We start from the raw sequence: 18,273 nt of genomic DNA on the forward strand, positions 1-18,273 counted from the left end.
ACCGTACAACGTATGACCGCTCACACCGGATTCCGGCTGCGGACGAGGACCCGGAACACCCTTCGGGCCGGCCCGGAACCCGCTGGCTGCGGATCGACGACAAGCCGTTGTCTACTGAGCGTCCGGGTCCCGTCCGCGTCGCACCCGTCGACCGGACCGGACGGCCACCGTCGAAGTGGTCGGGCGCTGGACCTGGCTCGGACGAGGCGGTACGCCTGTGCGGCGCGCACCGCCTGTGGCCCAGGGGCGACTGGCACTCCAGGTGTGCGGTTTTCCCGGTCGGACGTCCCGTAGGTGGACGCCGCAGAACCTACTCGCCCGCGCCCGTTGCCTGTCAACAACCGTCTCACCTGCGTGGATACGGAAAATCAGCAGGTCAGTGCGGGGTTGGCGGGCTCCGCAACACAGGCTGAGGGCACGTCGTTCGGCGGTATCTCCCGCTCGCGTTCACCCGTTCGGCGCGGTGAACACCGGACGTCCCGCGACCACGGTCCTCAGACAGCGGGGCAGGTCACGGCCCGGGGAGAGGTCCGGGAGACCCGGGGTCCCCGAGCGCGGGTCGGTGGACCAGCCGGCGACCCGGTCGTCCGGGACCTGGACGACGAGGTCGCCGGCCGCCCAGACCGCGTAGTGCGCGGGCGCGCCGGGGAGCAGGGCGCCGGTGTCGTCGCGGCCCAGGGCCCGCCAGCCGCCCCTGGTGTGCGCGGTGAACGCGGCACGGACGGAGATCCGGTGTTCCGGGGTGCGGTGGAACGCCGCGGCGCGGACCGACCCCCACGGGTCGAGCGGGGTGACCGGGGAGTCGGAGCCCAGGGCGAGCGGCACCCCGGCCCGCAGCAGGCTCGCGAAGGGGTTGAGGGTGCGGGCCCGGTCGGCGCCGAGCCGCGCGGCGTACATGCCCTCCTCGCCGCCCCACGCCGCGTCGAAGGCCGGCTGGACGGAGGCGATCAGCCCGAGCTCGGCGAAGGCGTCGACGGTCGCCGGGGTGAGCATCTCGGCGTGCTCCACCCGGTGCCTGGCGGCTGCCAGCCGGGTCGGCCCCAGACGTTCCGCGACCCGCCTGGCGCCGGCGACGACGCTCTCCACGGCGGCGTCGCCGATCGCGTGGAACCCGCCCTGCAGGCCGGCCTCCGCGCACGCCGTCAGGTGTTCCGCGACGCCGTCCGCGTCGAGGAACGCGGTTCCCCGCCGTCCTTCGGCGTCGGCGTAGGGCTGGTTGAGCAGCGCGGTGTGCGAGCCCAGCGCACCGTCCACGAACAGGTCGCCCGCCGCCCCGACGGCACCGAGGTCACGGATTCGGGCCGCCCCGTCGGCGTCGCCCGCGGTCAGCGCCTGGGCCCAGTAGCCGAAGACCAGCGGGCCGGGTTCCTCCGCGGCGAGCCGCAGCAGGTCCGTGAGGTCGTCCTCGTCGGAGATGTCCGGTCCCGCGCACTCGTGCAGTGCCCCGATGCCCAGGCCGGCGGCGTGGCGCAGGGCGGCGCGCTGGGCGTCCCTGCGCTGTGCCGGGGGCACCGCGGCGCGGGCGGCCCGCCGGGCGGCGTGGTGGGCGTCCCGGGTGAGGGTCCCGTCGGCCTCGTGCCCGGGCAGGGCCGCGATGTCGGGGACGGCGGCGAGCAGCGCCGGGGACACCGCTGCGGAGTGCATGTCCGTACGGGTGAGGTAGACGGCCCTGCCGGGCGCGGCGGCGTCGAGCTCGGCGGGGCTGGGGGCGCGGCGCTCGGGCCAGCGCGCCGAGTCCCAGCCGTGGCCCAGCACCACCCGGTGGTGCGGGTGCGCGGCGGCGTGCGCGGCGACCCGGTCCAGCGCGGTGGTCAGCGAGGGGCAGTCGGTCAGGTCGAGGCCGGTGAGGGCCAGCCCGGTGGCGGTGGCGTGCACGTGGGCGTCGGTGAACGCGGCGGTGACCAGCGCCCCGTGGAGGTCCACGCACTCGTCCGCCCCGTCGGCGAACGAGGCGGCGGCGTCGTCCGAGCCGATCCAGGCGATCCGCTCGCCCTGGACGAGCATCGCGGTGGCGAACGGGTCGGCGGGGCTGTGGACGGTGCCACCGCGCAGCAGCACGGTGCGGGCCGGGTGCTCAGTCATGCGCCCAGTGTGCCCGGCGGGTCCCGGGCCGCGGGGACCGGTCAGGTGATCGGCGGCCTGGCCTCGTACGGGGTGCTGAGCACCACGGTGGTGCGGGTGGAGACGCCGGCCAGGGACCTGATCCTGGCCAGCAGGTGCTCCAGTTCGCCGGGGGCGGCCACCCGGACCTTGAGGATGTAGTTCTCGTCTCCCGCGACGCTGTGGCACGCCTCGATCTCCCGCACCTGCGAGAGCCGTTCCGGCAGGTCGTCGGGGGCGCTGGGGTCGAACGGCTTGACCGAGATGAACGCGGTCAGCGGCAGCCCCACCGCCTCGCAGTCCACCACCGCGGTGTAGCCGCGGATCACCCCCCGCTGCTCGAGTCGGCGCACCCGCTGGTGCACCGCCGAGGTGGACAGGCCGGTGGACCTGCCCAGGTCCGTGTAGCTCATCCGCCCGTCGGCGAGGAGCAGTCGTACGATCTGCCGGTCGAGGTCCTCCACAGCGGATCAACCTACTCGGGTCAGCGGGGTCGGCGCACCCACCGAGCTGCGCGGTCTCGATCCGTGGACCCCGCGCACCGGACCGCCGGCCGGACGGGGAGGTGCCCCCGGAGGACGGCACGGGCTGTCGGAGGTGCCGGTTACCTTGACGCCCATGGCTGCTGTGACCAGGTTCTCCGGCGTGCGGGGGGACAGCCCGGGCTCCTCCGGGCCCGCGGGTCCCCGCGGACCGCGCAGGGACGGAGCGGACGGCACCGGCGGTGCGGCGGACACCGGTGGTGGGGGGATCAACGGGGGGTCCGGTGGGCCCGGTGGTCGTGGGGGGCCCGGCGACGCGGGCGGCCCCCGCGACGCCGGTCTCGCCGAGCTGGACCGGGTGGTGGGCGAGTTGGTGGAGCGCCCCGGGGTGAGCGGTGCGCGGGCGCGTCAGCTCCGCTGGGTCGCCGGTGAGATCCGGCGCGCCAGCGGGCACCGGGAGTTCCCCGCCGGCGCGGGCGCCTCACTGGCCGCTCTGCTCGACTCCCCCGCCGTGACCGCCTACCTGGCCCTGGCCCGCCGGGGGGAGCTGCGTACCCGGGTGGTGCCGGACCCGGCCCGGGTGTCCGACGCCAGCATGCGGGTGCGCGCCGACTGCCTGGAGTTGGTGGCGGGGGCGGCGGGGCTGCCGCCGCCCCCCGCCCAGCGGCCGGTGGCGCCCGACCCCAGGCCGGTGGTGCCGTCGCGGCAGCGGTCGCTGCTGCGACGGCACCTGGCGGACCAGGCCGGGCACCGGGACGCGGACGCGGGGCGGGTGCGCCTGCTGGCCCTGGTGGGGGTGGTGCTCGACACCGGGGCACGGGCGGGTGAGTTGTGCGCCCTGCGCGTGGACGACCTGGCGGATGACCTCACGACGGTGCGGATCGTGCGCCGCCCCCAGGCCCGGTCGGTGAGTCCGCCGGTCACCGAGGTGTTGCCGCTGTCCGCGCCGTCCCGCGCGGCCCTTCGGCACTGGCTCCCCGCCCGCGAGGAGTTGGTGGCCGGTCTGCAGGGCGCGAAGACGGCGCTGTGGGTGTCGGTGCGGAGCAACCACGCGGGCGTCCTCGACGAGGACGGGAGGGCCAGTCGGCGCCCTGCCGGCATGCCGTTGATGCCGCGTGGTCTGGCCCGCGCCTACACCCGGGCGGTGGTGCGGCTGAACGCCGAGATGGCTGGCCGTGCCGGCTGGGAGCCGCTGCCCTACCGCCTGGAGCAGCTCCGCAGGGCGGTCCTCCAGGACCCCCGCACCAGCCCGCCGTGACCGCCGCGCGGTGGCCGGCGGGCAGCTCGGTGACGCTTCGTGTGACGAACGCCACACCGAGTGCGATCCACGGCGTGAGACCACGGGATTAGCCAGGTCACGGGACGGGAAATGCTCGCTATGGCCGAGGCAGAAGGCCCGCCAGGCCCACCTCGAGGGGGAAGTCATGCGCAGTTCTGAGCCATTGCGCCCATCCACCAGCGACCAGTCCGCCGACCCCGGTGACGGTTTCGCAGGAACGGGCACGACCGATGAGGACATGTGGGAGATCTTCCGCGTGGTCTGTCCCGACTGCCGGCAGCCGATCGCGCTCCTGGCCGACGAGGAGGTGCTGCCCGAGCACGCCCTGTGTCCCACACCCTGGAACCCGTTCGGCCTGAGCGTGTGCCGGGGCTCCGGGCGCCCGGTGGAGGACGCGGGCCCGGTGGTGGACGTCCTGGACACCGAGGACGAGCACGTCGCCGCCGCACTGCTCACCCTCCCCGAGGGCCTCGACTGGAGGACGCAGCCGTTCTCCCACGCCAGCGGCGCCGTCTGCCGCCCCATCAGGGTGCCCCGGCACGGCTGATACCTTCCCGTACGTGCGTACCTCCGACCGGGTCGCCGCCGCACTGGCCATGGCCGCGGTAGCCACCGTCGCCCTCCTGGCCGGCGGCTGTTCCCCGGAGCCCACCACGAAGACGCCGCCGCGACCCGCGGTCGAACCGCCCCCCACGGGCGGCGCGTTCGACTACCAGATCACCGAGGGCTACCCGCCGGCCGACGGTGTCCGGGTGGTCGCCCGCGACCGCAGGGACCGGCCGGCGCCCGGCGCCTACTCCATCTGCTACGTCAACGCCTTCCAGGCGCAGCCCGACGAGCTGGCCTGGTGGCGGCGGAACCATCCCGACCTGCTGCTCAGGGACGAGCAGGGCTCCCTGGTGATCGACCGCGACTGGGACGAGGCGTTGCTCGACCTGTCCACCGCGGCGAAGCGCGGACGCGTCGCCACGGTGGTGGGCGGCTGGACCGACGGCTGCGCCAGCAACGGTTTCCAGGCCGTGGAGTTCGACAACCTGGACTCGTACTCCCGCTCAGGGGGTCGGCTCACCCAGGAGCACGCCGCCGACATGGCCCGACTGCTGGTGCGCCGAGCCCACCTGCGCGGCCTCGCCGCCGCCCAGAAGAACACCGTTGAGCTGCTCGACCGGCGTTCCCGGATCGGCTTCGACTTCGCGGTGGTCGAGGACTGCGCGCGGTACCGGGAGTGCGGCGCCTACCTCGACGCCTACCCCGGCCGGGTGTTGGACGTGGAGTACCGCACGGTGGACTTCCGCCGGGCGTGCGACACCTGGGGAGAACGGCTCGCGGTGGTCCAGCGGGACCTCGCGGTGTCCACCCCGGGTGACCCCGGTTACGTTCACCGCTCCTGCTGACCCGGGGCGGCCCGGGTCGCGGCGACCTCCTTCCGGCCGGGGGCCAGGGCCAGCGCCGCGGTCCTGAGCTGCGGACCGACCAGGATCACCGCGTTGGCGGCCAGCACCACCGCGACCCCGACGAAGGCCAGCGCCGACCACGAGTAGTCCTCGAAGATCGTCGAAAGCAGCAGGGACACCAGCGGGAAGACCACGGTGGCGAACGCGGCGCGGTCCGGGCCGATCCAGCCGAGCAGGGTGAGGTAGGCGACGTAGGCGAACGCGGAGCCGAACAGTGCGAGGTAGGCGAGTCCGGCGAGGTACGACCAACTCATCTCCACGGTGAACCGCTGGCCGGTGGCCAGACAGCCGAGGGAGGTGAACAGCGAGCCGTAGAGCATGCTCCACGCGGTGGCCTGCACCACCGGCAGCCCCGCCTGGTGGTTCTTGGCCGAGACGATGTTCCCCAGGGAGAACGAGGCGGTGCCGCCCACCCCCAGCAGCACCCCGATGGCCAGGGTGTCCGAGCCGCCCGCCGCGGAGATCTCCTGCCAGAACACCAACACGAGCCCCAGCACCCCGGAGCCGGCCGCGGCGACCACGGACAGCGTGACCTTGCGTCCGAGGAACGCCACCCCGCCGAGGATGTTGAAGCCCACCGACAGGGCGAAGACGATGGAGACCAGGCCGGACACCATGTGGTCGGAGGCGTAGTAGAAGAGCACGTAGTTGCCGCAGTACTGGAGCAGGCCGACCAGGGCGAACCGCAGGTGCGTGGTCCCCGGGAACCGCAACGGCAACCGGCGGGCGAAGCACCACGCGAACATGCACGCCTGGGCGAGCAGGAAGCGGTAGGCCACCGACACCGCCGGGTCCACACTGCCGAGTTGGAGCTGGATGCCGATCCAGGTGGAGCCCCACAACGCCACGATCAGCGCGAACAGCAGGACGGGCAGGGTCTTGCGCTGCACCGTGGGCCCGGATGCGGGGGCGCCGGCCATCAACTCTCCTTCGTTACTGGCCCGATGACGGTGAACGGGCGTGGCGTCAGGGGTGGTGCGGGGGGTTGCTCAGTGCCGCGGGCGGTGCCCCGGGTGGCGCGGCCCGCGGCGGCGGGCGGCCGTCATCCGACGGCCAGGCGCTCGTGCACCAGGGCGGCGAGCCGGTCCAGGCCCTCGTCGATCTCGCTCGGGGTCAACGAGCTGCAAGCCAGCCTGAGCTGGGTGCGTCCGCCGTCGCCCTCGTAGAAGTGGCTCATCGGCGTCCACAGGACCCCGTGCCGCCGTGCCGAGTGCTCCAGCAGCGTATCGTCCGCCGCGAAGGGCACCGTGACCACCACGAAGAACCCTCCGGCCGGCGTGTTCCAGCTCACCGTCGGGACCCCGGCGAACCGCTGCCGCAGCCCGTCGAGGACCCGGGCGAGGTTCTTCCGGTAGATCTCGGCCTCCCGGGCGCTGGCCCGCAGCAGGCTGCCGTCGTGCTCGAGCAGCTTGCCCGCGGCGACCGCCTGGCTCACCGGCGAGGTGTTCACCGTGAGCATGCTCTTGACCTTTGACAGCTCGTCGGCGAACAGGGACTCCGTGCCGTCCGCGGCCACGACCCGCTGGTCGGCGACGGCGAAGCCGATCCTGGCCCCGGGGAAGCAGGTCTTGGCGAGCGAACCCAGGTAGACGACGCCGCGTTCGGTGTCGAGCGCCTTGAGCGTGGGGGGGTGGGTCCCGTCGGCGGAGAACAGGCCGTAGGGGTTGTCCTCGAGCAGCAGCACCCCCTCGTCGGCGGCGACCCGCAGCAGCTCCCGGCGGGTCGCCGCCGACAGGCTGACCCCGGCCGGGTTGGAGAAGTCCGGCACCAGGTACAGCGCCCGGGGGCGGACGCCGGCCTGCCTGGCCGTGCCGATCTTCGCCCGGAGGTCGTCCAGGTCCACCCCGGTGCCGTCCTCGCGCACCGGCAGCACCGGCATGTCGAGCAGCCGGGCCGCCCCGGTGAGCCCGACGTAGGTCGGGGAGACGGCCAGGACGGCGTCCCGTTCGTCCGCGCGCAGGGCACGCAGCGTCAGGAAGAGCGCCTCCTGGCAGCCCACGGTCACCACGATGGACTCCGGGTCCACCTCGATCCCCTCGTCCACCGCCAGGTTCCTCGCGATCAGGTGGTGGATGACGCCCTTGGTGCGGCCGTACTGGAACAGGGTGCGGCGCACCCGCTCGTCGTCGTAGTGCAGGTCCCGCGCCAGGTGGTCGCAGAAGCGGTCCAGGTACCGGTGGAGGTCCGCGACGTCGAACCCCGCCTCGCTGGGCCGACCGGGCGCGAACGAGACGGCGTCGGGGAACCGGTTGGCCACCTCGTTGAGGAAGTTCATCGACAGCAGGGCCGGATCGCCGAGCGACGGGTGCAGGTCGTGCAGGTGGAGGCGCCCGGCGGCCACGGCCGGCTCGACACGGCTGGTCATGCGGTCGGGCCCGCCCACGTCTGCGGGCAGTAGCGCGGGTCGGTGTAGTCCGGGTTGCCCTGCGCGTCGCGGCGCACCACGTGGTCGTGGTTGTAGCTGAGCACCGACCCGTCGGCCAGGGGGTACCGCTGCCAACGGTTGTCGCCGTCCTGGAGGTGCAGGGAGATGGCCCGACGGGGCCGGTCGCTGCGGTTGGCTCCGCTGCCGTGGTAGGTCTTGCAGTGGTGGAAGCTCATGTGTCCCCGGGGGATCACCATCGGGACCTTGGTCACCTCGGCCCCGTTGTGCTCGGCGTTGGCGGCGAGCATGGCCTCCAGCTCGGACCGGTCCCGGTCGGCGAAGTGCCGGGTCACCGAGTCGTCCGCGCCGATCTCCTTCCACTGGTGACTGCCGTCCACCATGGTGATGGTGCCCATCTCCTCGGTGCAGTCGTGGAACGGTATGAAGGCGGTGAGCATCCGCTCCGAGGTGCTGGTGGACCAGTAGTGCTTGTCGAAGTGCCAGGGCACGATGTTGCTCTGCTCCTCGGGCCGCGGCGGCTTGTAGATCATCGTGGCCTGGAAGACCCGTATCGCCTCGGCGCCGGCCAGGCGGGCCGCCACCGCGCCGATCAAGGGCTTGGTGAGGACGCGGCGGATGGCGTCCACCTCGACGTGCACGTAGTCGTTGTGCCGCTGTACCTCGCCGTGCTCCGGGGTCCAGTAGGCGATGCGCGGGGGGTGGGTGGGCAGCGGGTGGTCGCGGTGGCCGGCGTAGAAGTCGTCGCTGGCCCGGGTCAGGGCGTCCACCTCGTCATCGGTGAGCAGCTTCTTGCTCAGGTACCAGCCGTGTTCCTGGTAGAAGCGCACGTCCTCGTCGGTGGGCAGCAGGTCGAGTTCGGTGTCGGTGAGCACGAACGGGTTCGTCGTCATCGGGGTTCCTCCGTGGATGCCCCGCCCTCCGGGCGGACGGGGGACGAGATCGGTTCCCAGCGCGCCCGGGGCGGTGCGTCGGGGGTGTGGCACGGCCCGTTGACCAGCCGCAGGCGCCGGACGGCGGACGGGTCGGCGCAGCCGGACAGGGCCATGGCCTCGCGCAGTTCCTCGTCGAGCAGCGACAGCGCGGTACGCACCCCCTCCTGCCCACCCGCGGCCAGGCCCCACAGGGCGGGGCGGCCGATCAGCACCCCGCTGGCGCCCAGCGCCAGGGCCTTGAGCACGTCGGTCCCGTGGCGCACCCCGCTGTCCAGCAGCAGGGCGCACCGCCCGGCGACCGCGTCGCGCACCGCGGGGAGGGCGTCGACGGAGGCCACCGCGCCGTCGAACTGTCGGCCGCCGTGGTTGGACACGACCAGGGCGGCGACGCCCAGGTCGGCTGCCCGGTCGGCGTCGTCGGGGTGGAGCACTCCCTTGAGGATCAGCGGCAGCCGGGTCCGCTCCCGCAGTCGGGCCAGGTCGTCCCAGCTCAGGGTCGGGTCGAAGGCGGAGCTCGTGTGGTCGGCGACGGCGGACGCCCCGGCCCGGCGGTCCTGGGGTCCGCGGGCGACCTCGGGGCTGAGGTTGACCGCGCTGACGCCGACCGGCAGGGCGAAGTCGTTGCGGATGTCCCGCAGCCGCCGGCCCATCCGGGGGACGTCCACGGTGACCATCAGCGCCCGGCACCCGCTGTCCTCGGCCCGCTGGACCAGGTCGTGCACGAGCCCCCGGTCCCGGAGCCAGTAGAGCTGGAACCAGGGCGTGCCGCCGAGCGCGGTGATGTCCTCGATGCGCTGGCTGCTGAGGGTGCTGATGGTGAACGGGACCCCGGCGGCTGCCGCGGCCCCGGCGGTGGCCAGTTCTCCCCGCGGGTGCAGCATCCGCTGGTAGGCCATGGGTGCGATGGCCAGGGGGAGCCGGGCGCGGACGCCGACCAGGTCCCACGCCCCGGGGCCCTCGGGCTGGCCGGCGAGCACCCGGGGCACCGCGCGCAGCCGGTCGAAGGCGGCCCGGTTGCCGGCGAGGGCGGACTCGGTGCCGCTGCCGCCGCTGACGAAGTCCCACACGTCGCGGGGCAGTGCCCGTCTGGCGGCGTCGGCGAGGTCGTCCAGACGCAGGGCGCGCCCGACGGCGTCGGGGACGGGCGGGGAGGGGGTGACGGCGGCCGCGTCGGGGGTCACGCCGGGGTTCCCTGGGCCCTGAGCCGCTCGGCCTCCACGGCCTCGTAGAGCGCCTTGATGTTGCCGCTGCCGAAGGTCCGCGCCCCGCACCGTTCGATGACCTCGAAGAACAGGGTGCCGCGCGGGTGGGTGGAACGGGTGAAGATCTGGAAGAGCTGACCGTCGTGGTCCTCGTCGGCCAGGACGTTCAGGTCGCGGAGCTGCTCCACGTCGTGGGCGACCAGTTCGAGGCGCCCGCGCATCAGGTCGTAGTAGGCGTCCGGGGTGCTCAGGAACCGCACCCCCGCCTCTCGCAGCGTCCCCACGGCCCCGACGACGTCGTCGGTGCGGAACGCCAGGTGCTGGACGCCGGGGCCGCCGTGGTCCCGGAGGAACTCGTCGATCTGTCCGGGGGCGGCGGAGGTGTCCGGCTCGATCAGGGTCAGCACCACCTCACCCGCGGCGCTGCGCACCACCTTGGAGTTCATCGCCTGGCGGCCGACGGCTATGTGCTCGGTGAAGATCGTCGTGAAGCCGAGGACCGTCTCGTAGAACCGCACGGTCGGTTCGAGCTGCCCGGGTTCCAGGCACACCGCGAGGTGGTCCAGGGCGTTGAGCAGGTGGGTCCGCGGTTGGTCCTGGAGGTCCGGAACCGGGGTGAAGCCCGGCGGCAGCCCGTCCGGGGTGTCCGCGGACCGCTGCACCAGGGTGTGCGTGACGTCCCCGAAACCGCTGATGGTGGCGGTGACGCTGCCGTCGGCGAGGGTGTCGGGGCCGGCCACCACCCGGCCGCCGGCGCGGGTCGCCTCCCGCACCGCCGCGGGGACGTCTCCGGTGGTCAGGGCGATGTCGGCGACACCGTTCCCATGGGCCAGGACGTAGCGGCTGGCGGGGTGGTCCTGGCTGAGTCCCCTGGTCAGCACCAGTGAGATGGCTCCCTGACGCAGCGCGAGGGAGTAGCTGTCCCCCTCGGCCCCCCGTGATCCGGCCCAGCCGACCGGCTGGAATCCGTACCGTGCGACCAGGTCGGCTCCGGTGGCGGCGATGTCGGTGACGAAGAACTCGATGTGTCCGAGCCCCAGATCTAATGGCATGCGCAAAACCGCTCTCCTCCAGGCGATGCGTCGGGCACCGGTCGGAGAGGGAAAGGACATGCCGCGATGGCGGCGTGGCCGGTACCGATCCCCCATTCGCCGCCGACGCAGTGCTCGTGGATCTCACGTGGTGTGTCGTAACGACAGCGGGCAGTACTCAGGAATCCTGGGCCTGGGCGGTCCGGAGTGTCAATGTGACAAGATCACGACCAATATTGACCAGAAGTCAACTCAAACATGAACCGCATATTTATGCACCCATGTCAGTTTTGTTGCTTTGCAAAGTTGCCGGTCGTTACGGTGCTCCCTGCCACTTCCGCTGACACATTTTCAGCCAAGGGAGCGAACGATGACGGAGCTTTCCAGGCGCACCGTGCTGGGCACGGCGGCCATCCTCGGTGCCGGCACCGCGCTGGGCGGCTACGCGCCCGCGGGCGCCACGGACCAACCGTTCGCCACCGCTTCGGCGAACGAGGCGCTGGTGCGGTTGCTCGGCCCCACCCACGCGGCGCAGTTCCAGCTCGTTCCGGTCCCGCGCTCCGACTCCCAGGAGGAGTTCGTGGTCTCCGGCCCCGCCGGACGGATCGAGGTGCGGGGCACCTCCCCGACCACGTTGTTGACCGGTGTCCACTGGTACCTGAAATACGTGTGTCGGGCCCAGGTCTCCTGGACCAACGACCAACTCGACCTGCCGGACACGCTGCCCGCGGTGGGCCAGACCCTGCGGCAGCGGACGACGGTGCCACACCGGTTCGCGCTGAACGACACCAACGACGGCTACACCAGGCCGTACGGCGACTGGTCGCACTGGGAGCGGCTGATCGACGTGCTGGCCCTGCACGGCTGCAACGAGGTCCTGGTGATCGCGGGGATGGAGGCGGTCTACCACCGGGCACTGATGGAATTCGGCTACTCCGACGCCGAGGCGCGGGCCTGGATTCCCGCCCCCACCCACCAGCCCTGGTGGCTGTTGCAGAACCTCAGCGGCTACGGCGGACCCATCAGCGAGGAGTTGCTGGCCACCCGCATCGAGCTGGGCCAACGGATCGCGGAGCGGCTGCGGGCCCTGGAGATGGAACCGGTGTTCCCCGGCTACTTCGGGCAGGTTCCGGAGGGGTTCGTGGACCGCAACCCCGGTGCGCGGGTGGTGCCCCAGGGCACGTGGCAGGGGTTCCGCCGCCCGGACTGGCAGGACCCGCGCACGGCGGTGTTCGGGGAGTTCGCCGCCTCGTTCTACCGGCACCAGAGGGACCTGTTCGGATCGGCCCGGTACTTCAAGATGGACCTGTTGCACGAGGGCGGCACCCCCGGTGACGTCCCGGTGGGGGACGCGGCCCGCGGCGTGGAACGGGCACTGCGCGCCGCCCACCCGCAGAGCACCTGGGTGATCCTGGGCTGGCAGAACAACCCGCGCCGGCAGTTGCTCGACGCGATCGACAAGCAGCAGATGCTCATCGTGGACGGGCTCTCCGACCGGTACGACGCGGAGGCCGACCGGGACGTGGACTGGGGCGGCACGCCCTACGCGTTCGGCACCATCCCCAACTACGGCGGACGCACCACCCTCGGCGCCAGGACCCACCGGTGGCTGGACAGGTACTTCGCCTGGCGCGACAAGCCCGGCAGCGCCCTGGTGGGCACCGCCTACCTCCCCGAGGCGGTGGACCGCGACCCGGCGGCGTTCGAGTTCTTCAGCGAGTTGGCCTGGCGGGACGAGCCCATGGACGCCGAGCAGTGGTTCGCGGAGTACGCGGACCTGCGCTACGGAGACCGCGACGGACACGCCAGGAAGGCCTGGTCGGCGCTGCACCTCAGCGCGTACCAGCACTCCGCGCGCCAGCGCAGCGACCCGCACGACAGCCTGTTCCAGGCACGCCCCTCGCTCACGGCCAACTCGGCCGCCGTGTTCGCACCCCAGACGCTCACGTACGACCCCTCCGTGCTGGACACCGCGCTGGACGAGTTGCTGCGGGTGCGCCCGGAGCTGCGGGAGCGGGACTCGTACCGCCAGGACCTGGTGGACGTCGCCCGCCAGGCGCTGGCCAACCGGAGCCGGCAGTTGCTGCCGGTGCTCAGGACGGCCTACGCGCGCAAGGACCTGGAGACGTTCCGCGACATCACCGAGCTGTGGCTGCGGCTGATGCGGCTCAGCGACGAACTCGCCGGCACCCACCGGCACTTCCTGCTCGGTCCCTGGCTGGCCGACGCCCAGCGCATGGCGTCGAGCGCGTCGGAGTCGGCGGAGCTGGAGCGCACCGCCCGGGTGCTGGTGACCACCTGGGGCCACCGGGCGGCGGCGGACGCCGGCGACCTGGCCGAGTACGCGAACCGGGAGTGGCACGGCCTGATCAGCGACTTCTACCTGCCCCGCTGGCAGCGGTACTTCACGGAGCTGGAGGACGCGCTGGTCGAGGGCAGGGCCCCCAGGTCGATCGACTGGTACGCCATGGAGGAGCCGTGGACCAGGGACCGCACGCCCTACCCGCAGCGGCCGGTGGCGCTCCCCCACCCGGCGGCGCAGCGGGTGCGCGACGTGCTCGCCCGCGCCCCCCACCAGGGGAACGTGACGATCAGCGCGGAGCCCACCACCCTGTCCCCCGACCGGCTCACCCTGCTCACCGCCACCTTCACCAACGTCAACGGTCTCGCCCCCACCGGCAGGGTGGACCTGGAGCTGACCGGTCCCGACGCCCGGCCCGAGGGCCCGACCTGGCTGCCGCAGGTCCCCGCGGGCGGGCAGGGAACGGTGCGGTGGCAGGCCACCGCACCCCAGGGGCCGCTCGACCGCCCGCTGCGCCCGCTGCCGTACGAGTTGACCGCCACCTACGGGCCGCAGGGCCAGCCCCGGGTGCGGACGGTGCGTTCGGGCAGCCTCTACGTGGCCGGGCCGCTGGACGCGGCGCTGACCACGGTCACCAACAACGACGCGGTCTTCGGGCAGCTCGGTGAGCGGTACGCGATCGACGGCGCGGGCAACGACCTGTGGACCGCGCAGGCCCACTTCGGGGCGATCGTGCGGGCCGGCGCGATGGGCGACGGGACCTCGGTGACCACCCGGGTGGACAGCCAGGCCGTCACCGGTCCGTGGGCGCGGGCCGGGATCATCGTCCGGGACAGTCTGGCGACCGCCGGCTCCCGGGGGTTCGTGAACCTGTCAGTGACCCCGGCGAACGGCGTGGTGCTGTCGTTCGACGCCAACGGCGACGGAACCCTGGACACCTACCGGCGGGTCACCGGGGTCAAGGCCCCGGTGACCCTGCGGCTGACCCGGTCCGGCGCCGCGTACACCGGCGAGTTCTCCACCGACGACGGGGTGACCTGGCGGACCGTCGCCACCGTCACCGCGCCCGGCGGCACGGCCGGCGGACAGGACGTGGGCCTGTTCATGTCGGCGGCCAACGGCGGCAGCGGGGCCAGGGGGCTGGTGGAGTTCACCGGTTTCACCGTCAACTCGTGACAGCGGGGTGAATCCCTCCGGGTGTCGCCGCCGTACAACCCCTGCAAGGGGGCACACCTCGGCGACGACCTCGGAGGAACCGCGTGGAAGCCACCGACTACCGGCTGACCGGTGCCGGCCCGCCGGGTCTGCGACTCGGGTACCCCCGGCAGCGGGCGGGGCGCCCGTACCCGGCGCCGGAGGAGGGCCCGGGTCCGGGCGCCCCCTTCCACCGCACTCCGCGGCACCGTCGGCCCCTCCCCGTCACCCCACCGCCCACCGGCACCGGTGCCCAGGGGCCGAACCCGCGGACGGACTGGGACTCCTCCCTCTCCGCCGCGGGGCCCCGGGCGGTGTGACCCGTGGCGGCGCTGTCCCCGCAGGAGGGGGAAGGGACCGCCCGGGCCCACCCCGCCCAGGAGGTGTACGACGTCCTCCCCGGCGGTGCCCACCGCCGGGGGCTCCGGGCCACCGCTGGCCGTGTCCGACGACCGGCTCGGGGCGGACCCGGTCGACGCGGCGGGCCGGCTCCGACATGATGCGGCGACGACAGGAGGGCGGGAGCGATGTCCACGCGTGGGGCAGGAGACCGGTGGGAGCGCTGACAGACGAGTCTTTACTGGCCGGAATGGCCACCCGGGACCCCGAGGCCACGGCGGCGTTCGTGCGCCGCTACCAGTCCCGGGTGTTCGGCATGGCGATGGCCATCGTCGGGTCCCGGGCGGTGGCCGAGGAGGTGGCCCAGGAGGCGTTCGTCCGCGCCTGGCGGCACGCCGCCACCTATGACCCGCGCCGGGGCCGGGTGGCCACCTGGCTGTTGACCATCACCAGGAACCTCGCCATCGACACGCTCCGGCTGCGCGGCGAACGTCCCATGGACCCGCACGTGCTGACCGCGGCGCTGGTGTCGGGGGAGAGCGGCACCGAGACGGCGTCGGACTACGCGGAGCGGGAGCACCTCCGCACGGCGCTGCGGGCGCTTCCCCCGGAACAGCGCACGCCCATCGTGCTATCGGTGTTCCATGGCATGACGGCCAGGGAGATCGCGGAGAAGGAGGGCATCCCGCTGGGTACGGTGAAGACCCGGATCAGGCGCGGCCTCGCGAAGCTGCGGGATGTGCTGGGAGTGGTTGATGACTGAGCGGCCGGAGTGCGCGGTGACGCGGCAACTCGTCCCCGAGCTCGCGGCCGGCACGGCCGCGGGGGACGAGCGCGCGGACGCCCTGGCGCACCTCGGCAGGTGTCTCGACTGCCGGCGTGAGCTGGCCGCGACCACGGACCTGATGGACGAGTTGCTGCTGCTCGTCCCGGAGGAGGAGCCAGGCACCGGCTTCGAGTGCTCCGTCCTGGCCCGGTTGAACGAGGAGGACGACGCCGGCGCGCCCGTCCCGTCGCCCGTCCCGTCGCCCGTCCCGGCGCCCACCGCCCCGGTGGCGGCCTCCGCGGTCCCCCCCGGGCGTCCGTCGCGCTGGTCGCGCCTGGCCTGGCTCCCACCGCCGGGCCGGAACCGGTTGACCCTGCTGGGCGTGGTGGCAGCGGCGACGGTCGCGCTGGCCCTGCTCGCCGCCGGTCTCGTCTGGCGGGCCACCGAGGACGACCGGGAGTTGGCCGCGGCCTACCGGCACACCCTGGAGGTGGCACACGGTCAGGGGCTCAGCGCCGCACCGCTGCGGACCCGCAAGGGAACCGAGATCGGGACCCTCTTCGCCTACCAGGGCGAGCCCTCCTGGGTCTACGCCACCTTCCGCAGCCCGCCCGACCCCGGCAACTACCAGGTGCACCTGTTGTCGAAGGACGGCCGTTGCCTGGCGCTGCGGCCGTTCGAGGCGTCCACGAAGGCGATCGCCTGGGGCGGCAAGATCCCCGTGCGGGTCAGCGACATCCAGTCGGTTGCCTTCATCCAGTCAGACACTCCGGTACTGACCGCCCACTTCGGCTGAGACGCACCGCTCGATCGAACCCCAGCCGCCCGCCGCACCCGCGCGCCGGGGTTCGTCCACGCCCGTGGCGCCGCGCCAGCGCGAGCGGAACCCCTGGTTTCCCCAGTGGTTCCGGCGCGGAAACGGCGTGGGCGGTAACACTTCGGCGACGTGATACCGGAATTCGCTCCCCCGTGCGCCTGCCCACTCTTCCCGCTGCGACGATGTGCACCGGAAACCTCCACCCGAAAGAAGCGGAGCACAGGTGATATCTCGTACCTCCGGAGCGAAGCGGCTCGGCGCGGCGGTCATCGCGTCCGGCCTGCTGGTGACCGGGGCACCGGCCGTGTCGGCCTACGCGGCCGACTCGCCACAGCCGTCGACCTCGACGGCGACGACCACCGCGACCTCGTCGTCCGCCTCCACCCTGGCGACACTGCCCAGCATCTCGGCCAAGGGCGCTTACCTGCTGGACGTCAGCGCCAACAGGACGCGGTACAGCAAGGCCGGCACCACGAAGCGGCCACTGGCCAGCACGACCAAGATCATGACTGCGATCGTGGTCCTGGAGCAGTCCAACCTCAACCTCGACCGGCTGGTCACCATCAAGCAGACCTACCGCGACTACGTGGTCCGCGAGGGGGCGAGCACGGCGGACCTCAAGGCAGGGGACAAGCTGACGGTTCGCCAGCTCCTGGACGCGCTGATGCTGCCCTCGGGCTGTGACGCGGCGTACGCGCTCGCCGACACCTTCGGCCGGGGCACCAGCATCAAGGCCCGCACCACCTCGTTCATCAGCCAGATGAACAGCAAGGCGGTGGCGTTGGGGATGACCAGGACCAAGTTCGACTCCTTCGACGGCATCTCCCCCAACGGCTACACCTACTCCACCCCGCAGGACATGGCCAGGCTCGCCAGGCGCGCGATCACCAACAAGACGCTGCGCGCGGTGACGACGAAGAAGAAGTCGGTGCAGAGGGCCACCAACGGCCGCACCTACACCTGGTACAACACCAACAAGCTGCTGGGCTCCTACACCGGGGCGATCGGCATCAAGACCGGAACCGGCACCGCCGCCGGGCCCTGCCTGGTCTTCGCCGCCAGCCGCAACGGCCACGTGGTGGCCGGTGTGGTCCTCAACGACACCAACCGGTACACCGACGCGGCCAAGCTACTGGACTACGCCTACGGCAGCAGCACCGCGAGCACGATGACGCTGCGGCAGCTCCCGGCGGGCGCCCAGCAGGACTAGGGTCCGTCCCCGTTCGGGCACCCCCGCGGGGGTGCCCGAGCACGACCGCCGCCCCGCCAGGGGCGGCGGTCCCTCGTCCCGGGCCGAAGGACCCAGCCCGCCGGGGAGCGGGCCGCGTGGGGCAGGGCGCCCGCGTGCTACGCCAGCAGGTCCCCGAGTCCGGCGCCGTTCGCCCGCAGTTCGAGCTCGTCGAGGGCCCGACGGGCGTGGTCGGCCGCCGCCGGGTCCCGGTCGGCCAGGCCGCTCGCGGCGAACTCGTCCTCGTCAAGGCGCAGCACGGTGGCACCGTCCGCCGAGACCCACAGGTCCAGGTCCAGGTCCTCGGAGACCACCTCCCCGCCGGCGATCGCGGCCGGGCGGGTCACGTCGCAGTACCAGCCCTTCAGCGTGCCGTCGCCCGCGCGGACCTCTTTCACCGCGTACCAGCGGTCCCTCCAGTAGTGCTCGGTGAGGACGTCACCCGGCTCGAAGCGGACGAAGCCGAAGTCCCGCGCCCCCTCGGCGGCCCAGGCCGCGCGCACCGTGAGCCGGGTGCCGTCGTCGGAGACGACGGTCGCGGGATAGCGGAGCTTGGTGCGGCCGGCCTTCACCAGCACCACGTCAACCGAACTGCCGAACACGACGCACCTCCGTCGCACAGACGTCGCCACCGAACCGGCCCTCGCCGTCGGGCGGTGCCTCCGGCGGCGGCAGCATACCGTTGGCCGGGGCTGCCCGCCCCGTGCTCGTCGCGGCCCCCACCGCTGGACGAGTCGGTTGGCGTGCCGTCCGCCGCCGGA

Annotated in this window: 16 protein-coding genes; 8 read left to right on the forward strand and 8 right to left on the reverse strand. The window is 73.1% G+C overall.

Annotated elements, in window-relative coordinates:
* Nucleotides 1-447: 447 nt before the first annotated feature.
* Nucleotides 448-2,082, reverse strand: a complete 1,635-nt coding sequence (locus A3IG_RS0100840) for an amidohydrolase (protein WP_018381641.1) — start codon at nt 2,080-2,082, stop codon at nt 448-450.
* Nucleotides 2,083-2,123: 41 nt separating this feature from the next.
* Nucleotides 2,124-2,564, reverse strand: a complete 441-nt coding sequence (locus tag A3IG_RS0100845) for an Lrp/AsnC family transcriptional regulator (protein WP_018381642.1) — start codon at nt 2,562-2,564, stop codon at nt 2,124-2,126.
* A gap of 154 nt (nt 2,565-2,718) precedes the next feature.
* Between A3IG_RS0100845 and A3IG_RS35615 the strand changes: the two genes are divergently transcribed.
* The 3 genes from A3IG_RS35615 (at nt 2,719) to A3IG_RS0100860 (ending at nt 5,255) form a co-directional block, all read left to right on the forward strand.
* Nucleotides 2,719-3,840 (forward strand): site-specific integrase, encoded by a 1,122-nt coding sequence (locus A3IG_RS35615; RefSeq protein WP_157862245.1) that lies wholly within the window; start codon nt 2,719-2,721, stop codon nt 3,838-3,840.
* 166 nt (nt 3,841-4,006) lie between these two features.
* Nucleotides 4,007-4,408, forward strand: coding sequence for a hypothetical protein (locus A3IG_RS0100855; protein ID WP_407701001.1), 402 nt, complete (start codon nt 4,007-4,009; stop codon nt 4,406-4,408).
* 13 nt (nt 4,409-4,421) lie between these two features.
* Entirely contained in the window at nt 4,422-5,255 is an 834-nt protein-coding gene (locus A3IG_RS0100860; RefSeq protein ID WP_018381645.1) for an endo alpha-1,4 polygalactosaminidase, read from the forward strand.
* On the opposite strand, the gene A3IG_RS28070 is transcribed toward A3IG_RS0100860, so the two are convergent.
* The 5 genes from A3IG_RS28070 to hppD all read right to left on the reverse strand — a co-directional run bounded on the left by A3IG_RS28070 (nt 5,240) and on the right by hppD (nt 10,887).
* Nucleotides 5,240-6,235 carry a DMT family transporter gene (locus A3IG_RS28070; RefSeq protein ID WP_018381646.1) on the reverse strand — a complete coding sequence of 332 codons (996 nt, stop codon included), beginning with the start codon at nt 6,233-6,235 and terminating at the stop codon, nt 5,240-5,242. The two genes, A3IG_RS0100860 and A3IG_RS28070, sit on opposite strands and share 16 nt — an antisense overlap.
* 122 nt (nt 6,236-6,357) lie before the next feature.
* Nucleotides 6,358-7,680, reverse strand: a complete 1,323-nt coding sequence (locus A3IG_RS0100870) for an aminotransferase-like domain-containing protein (protein WP_051087338.1) — start codon at nt 7,678-7,680, stop codon at nt 6,358-6,360.
* Nucleotides 7,677-8,591, reverse strand: a complete 915-nt coding sequence (locus A3IG_RS0100875) for a phytanoyl-CoA dioxygenase family protein (protein WP_018381648.1) — start codon at nt 8,589-8,591, stop codon at nt 7,677-7,679. Before A3IG_RS0100875 ends, A3IG_RS0100870 begins: the two co-directional genes overlap by 4 nt.
* Nucleotides 8,588-9,814, reverse strand: coding sequence for an alpha-hydroxy acid oxidase (locus A3IG_RS0100880; RefSeq protein WP_018381649.1), 1,227 nt, complete (start codon nt 9,812-9,814; stop codon nt 8,588-8,590). The genes A3IG_RS0100875 and A3IG_RS0100880 overlap by 4 nt, the downstream gene beginning before the upstream one ends.
* Nucleotides 9,811-10,887, reverse strand: a complete 1,077-nt coding sequence (gene hppD / locus A3IG_RS0100885) for a 4-hydroxyphenylpyruvate dioxygenase (RefSeq protein ID WP_018381650.1) — start codon at nt 10,885-10,887, stop codon at nt 9,811-9,813. Before hppD ends, A3IG_RS0100880 begins: the two co-directional genes overlap by 4 nt.
* A 349-nt stretch (nt 10,888-11,236) precedes the next feature.
* On the opposite strand from hppD, the gene A3IG_RS0100890 reads away from it, so the two are divergent.
* The 5 genes from A3IG_RS0100890 to A3IG_RS0100910 all read left to right on the forward strand — a co-directional run bounded on the left by A3IG_RS0100890 (nt 11,237) and on the right by A3IG_RS0100910 (nt 17,494).
* The gene (locus A3IG_RS0100890) at nt 11,237-14,344 is read left to right on the forward strand and encodes an alpha-N-acetylglucosaminidase (protein ID WP_018381651.1); all 3,108 of its coding nucleotides are present in this window, start codon (nt 11,237-11,239) and stop codon (nt 14,342-14,344) included.
* A gap of 83 nt (nt 14,345-14,427) precedes the next feature.
* A complete protein-coding gene (locus A3IG_RS0100895; RefSeq protein ID WP_018381652.1) occupies nt 14,428-14,682 on the forward strand; it encodes a hypothetical protein in 255 nt (84 codons plus the stop codon).
* A gap of 233 nt (nt 14,683-14,915) precedes the next feature.
* On the forward strand, nt 14,916-15,464 hold the full coding sequence (locus A3IG_RS0100900) for an RNA polymerase sigma factor (protein ID WP_040910608.1): 549 nt from the start codon (nt 14,916-14,918) through the stop codon (nt 15,462-15,464).
* Complete coding sequence (locus A3IG_RS0100905) at nt 15,457-16,263, forward strand: zf-HC2 domain-containing protein (RefSeq protein WP_157862244.1); 807 nt, start codon at nt 15,457-15,459, stop codon at nt 16,261-16,263. Before A3IG_RS0100900 ends, A3IG_RS0100905 begins: the two co-directional genes overlap by 8 nt.
* 244 nt (nt 16,264-16,507) lie before the next feature.
* The gene (locus A3IG_RS0100910) at nt 16,508-17,494 is read left to right on the forward strand and encodes a D-alanyl-D-alanine carboxypeptidase family protein (RefSeq protein WP_018381655.1); all 987 of its coding nucleotides are present in this window, start codon (nt 16,508-16,510) and stop codon (nt 17,492-17,494) included.
* A 137-nt stretch (nt 17,495-17,631) separates the two neighbouring features.
* Here A3IG_RS0100910 and A3IG_RS0100915 read toward each other — a convergent pair whose 3' ends face one another.
* Nucleotides 17,632-18,114 carry a DUF402 domain-containing protein gene (locus tag A3IG_RS0100915; RefSeq protein WP_018381656.1) on the reverse strand — a complete coding sequence of 161 codons (483 nt, stop codon included), beginning with the start codon at nt 18,112-18,114 and terminating at the stop codon, nt 17,632-17,634.
* Nucleotides 18,115-18,273 lie beyond the last annotated feature (159 nt).

Source organism: Wenjunlia vitaminophila DSM 41686 (assembly GCF_000380165.1).
GTDB lineage: Bacteria > Actinomycetota > Actinomycetes > Streptomycetales > Streptomycetaceae > Wenjunlia > Wenjunlia vitaminophila.

Coding starts and splice junctions, on each gene's coding strand:
- hppD (WP_018381650.1), bottom strand. CDS start 10,887: ATGCCATTAGATCTGGGGCTCGGACACATCGAGTTCTTCGTCACCGAC.
- A3IG_RS0100875 (WP_018381648.1), bottom strand. CDS start 8,591: ATGACGACGAACCCGTTCGTGCTCACCGACACCGAACTCGACCTGCTG.
- A3IG_RS0100905 (WP_157862244.1), top strand. CDS start 15,457: ATGACTGAGCGGCCGGAGTGCGCGGTGACGCGGCAACTCGTCCCCGAG.
- A3IG_RS35615 (WP_157862245.1), top strand. CDS start 2,719: ATGGCTGCTGTGACCAGGTTCTCCGGCGTGCGGGGGGACAGCCCGGGC.
- A3IG_RS0100890 (WP_018381651.1), top strand. CDS start 11,237: ATGACGGAGCTTTCCAGGCGCACCGTGCTGGGCACGGCGGCCATCCTC.
- A3IG_RS0100855 (WP_407701001.1), top strand. CDS start 4,007: ATGCGCAGTTCTGAGCCATTGCGCCCATCCACCAGCGACCAGTCCGCC.
- A3IG_RS0100870 (WP_051087338.1), bottom strand. CDS start 7,680: ATGACCAGCCGTGTCGAGCCGGCCGTGGCCGCCGGGCGCCTCCACCTG.
- A3IG_RS0100840 (WP_018381641.1), bottom strand. CDS start 2,082: ATGACTGAGCACCCGGCCCGCACCGTGCTGCTGCGCGGTGGCACCGTC.
- A3IG_RS28070 (WP_018381646.1), bottom strand. CDS start 6,235: ATGGCCGGCGCCCCCGCATCCGGGCCCACGGTGCAGCGCAAGACCCTG.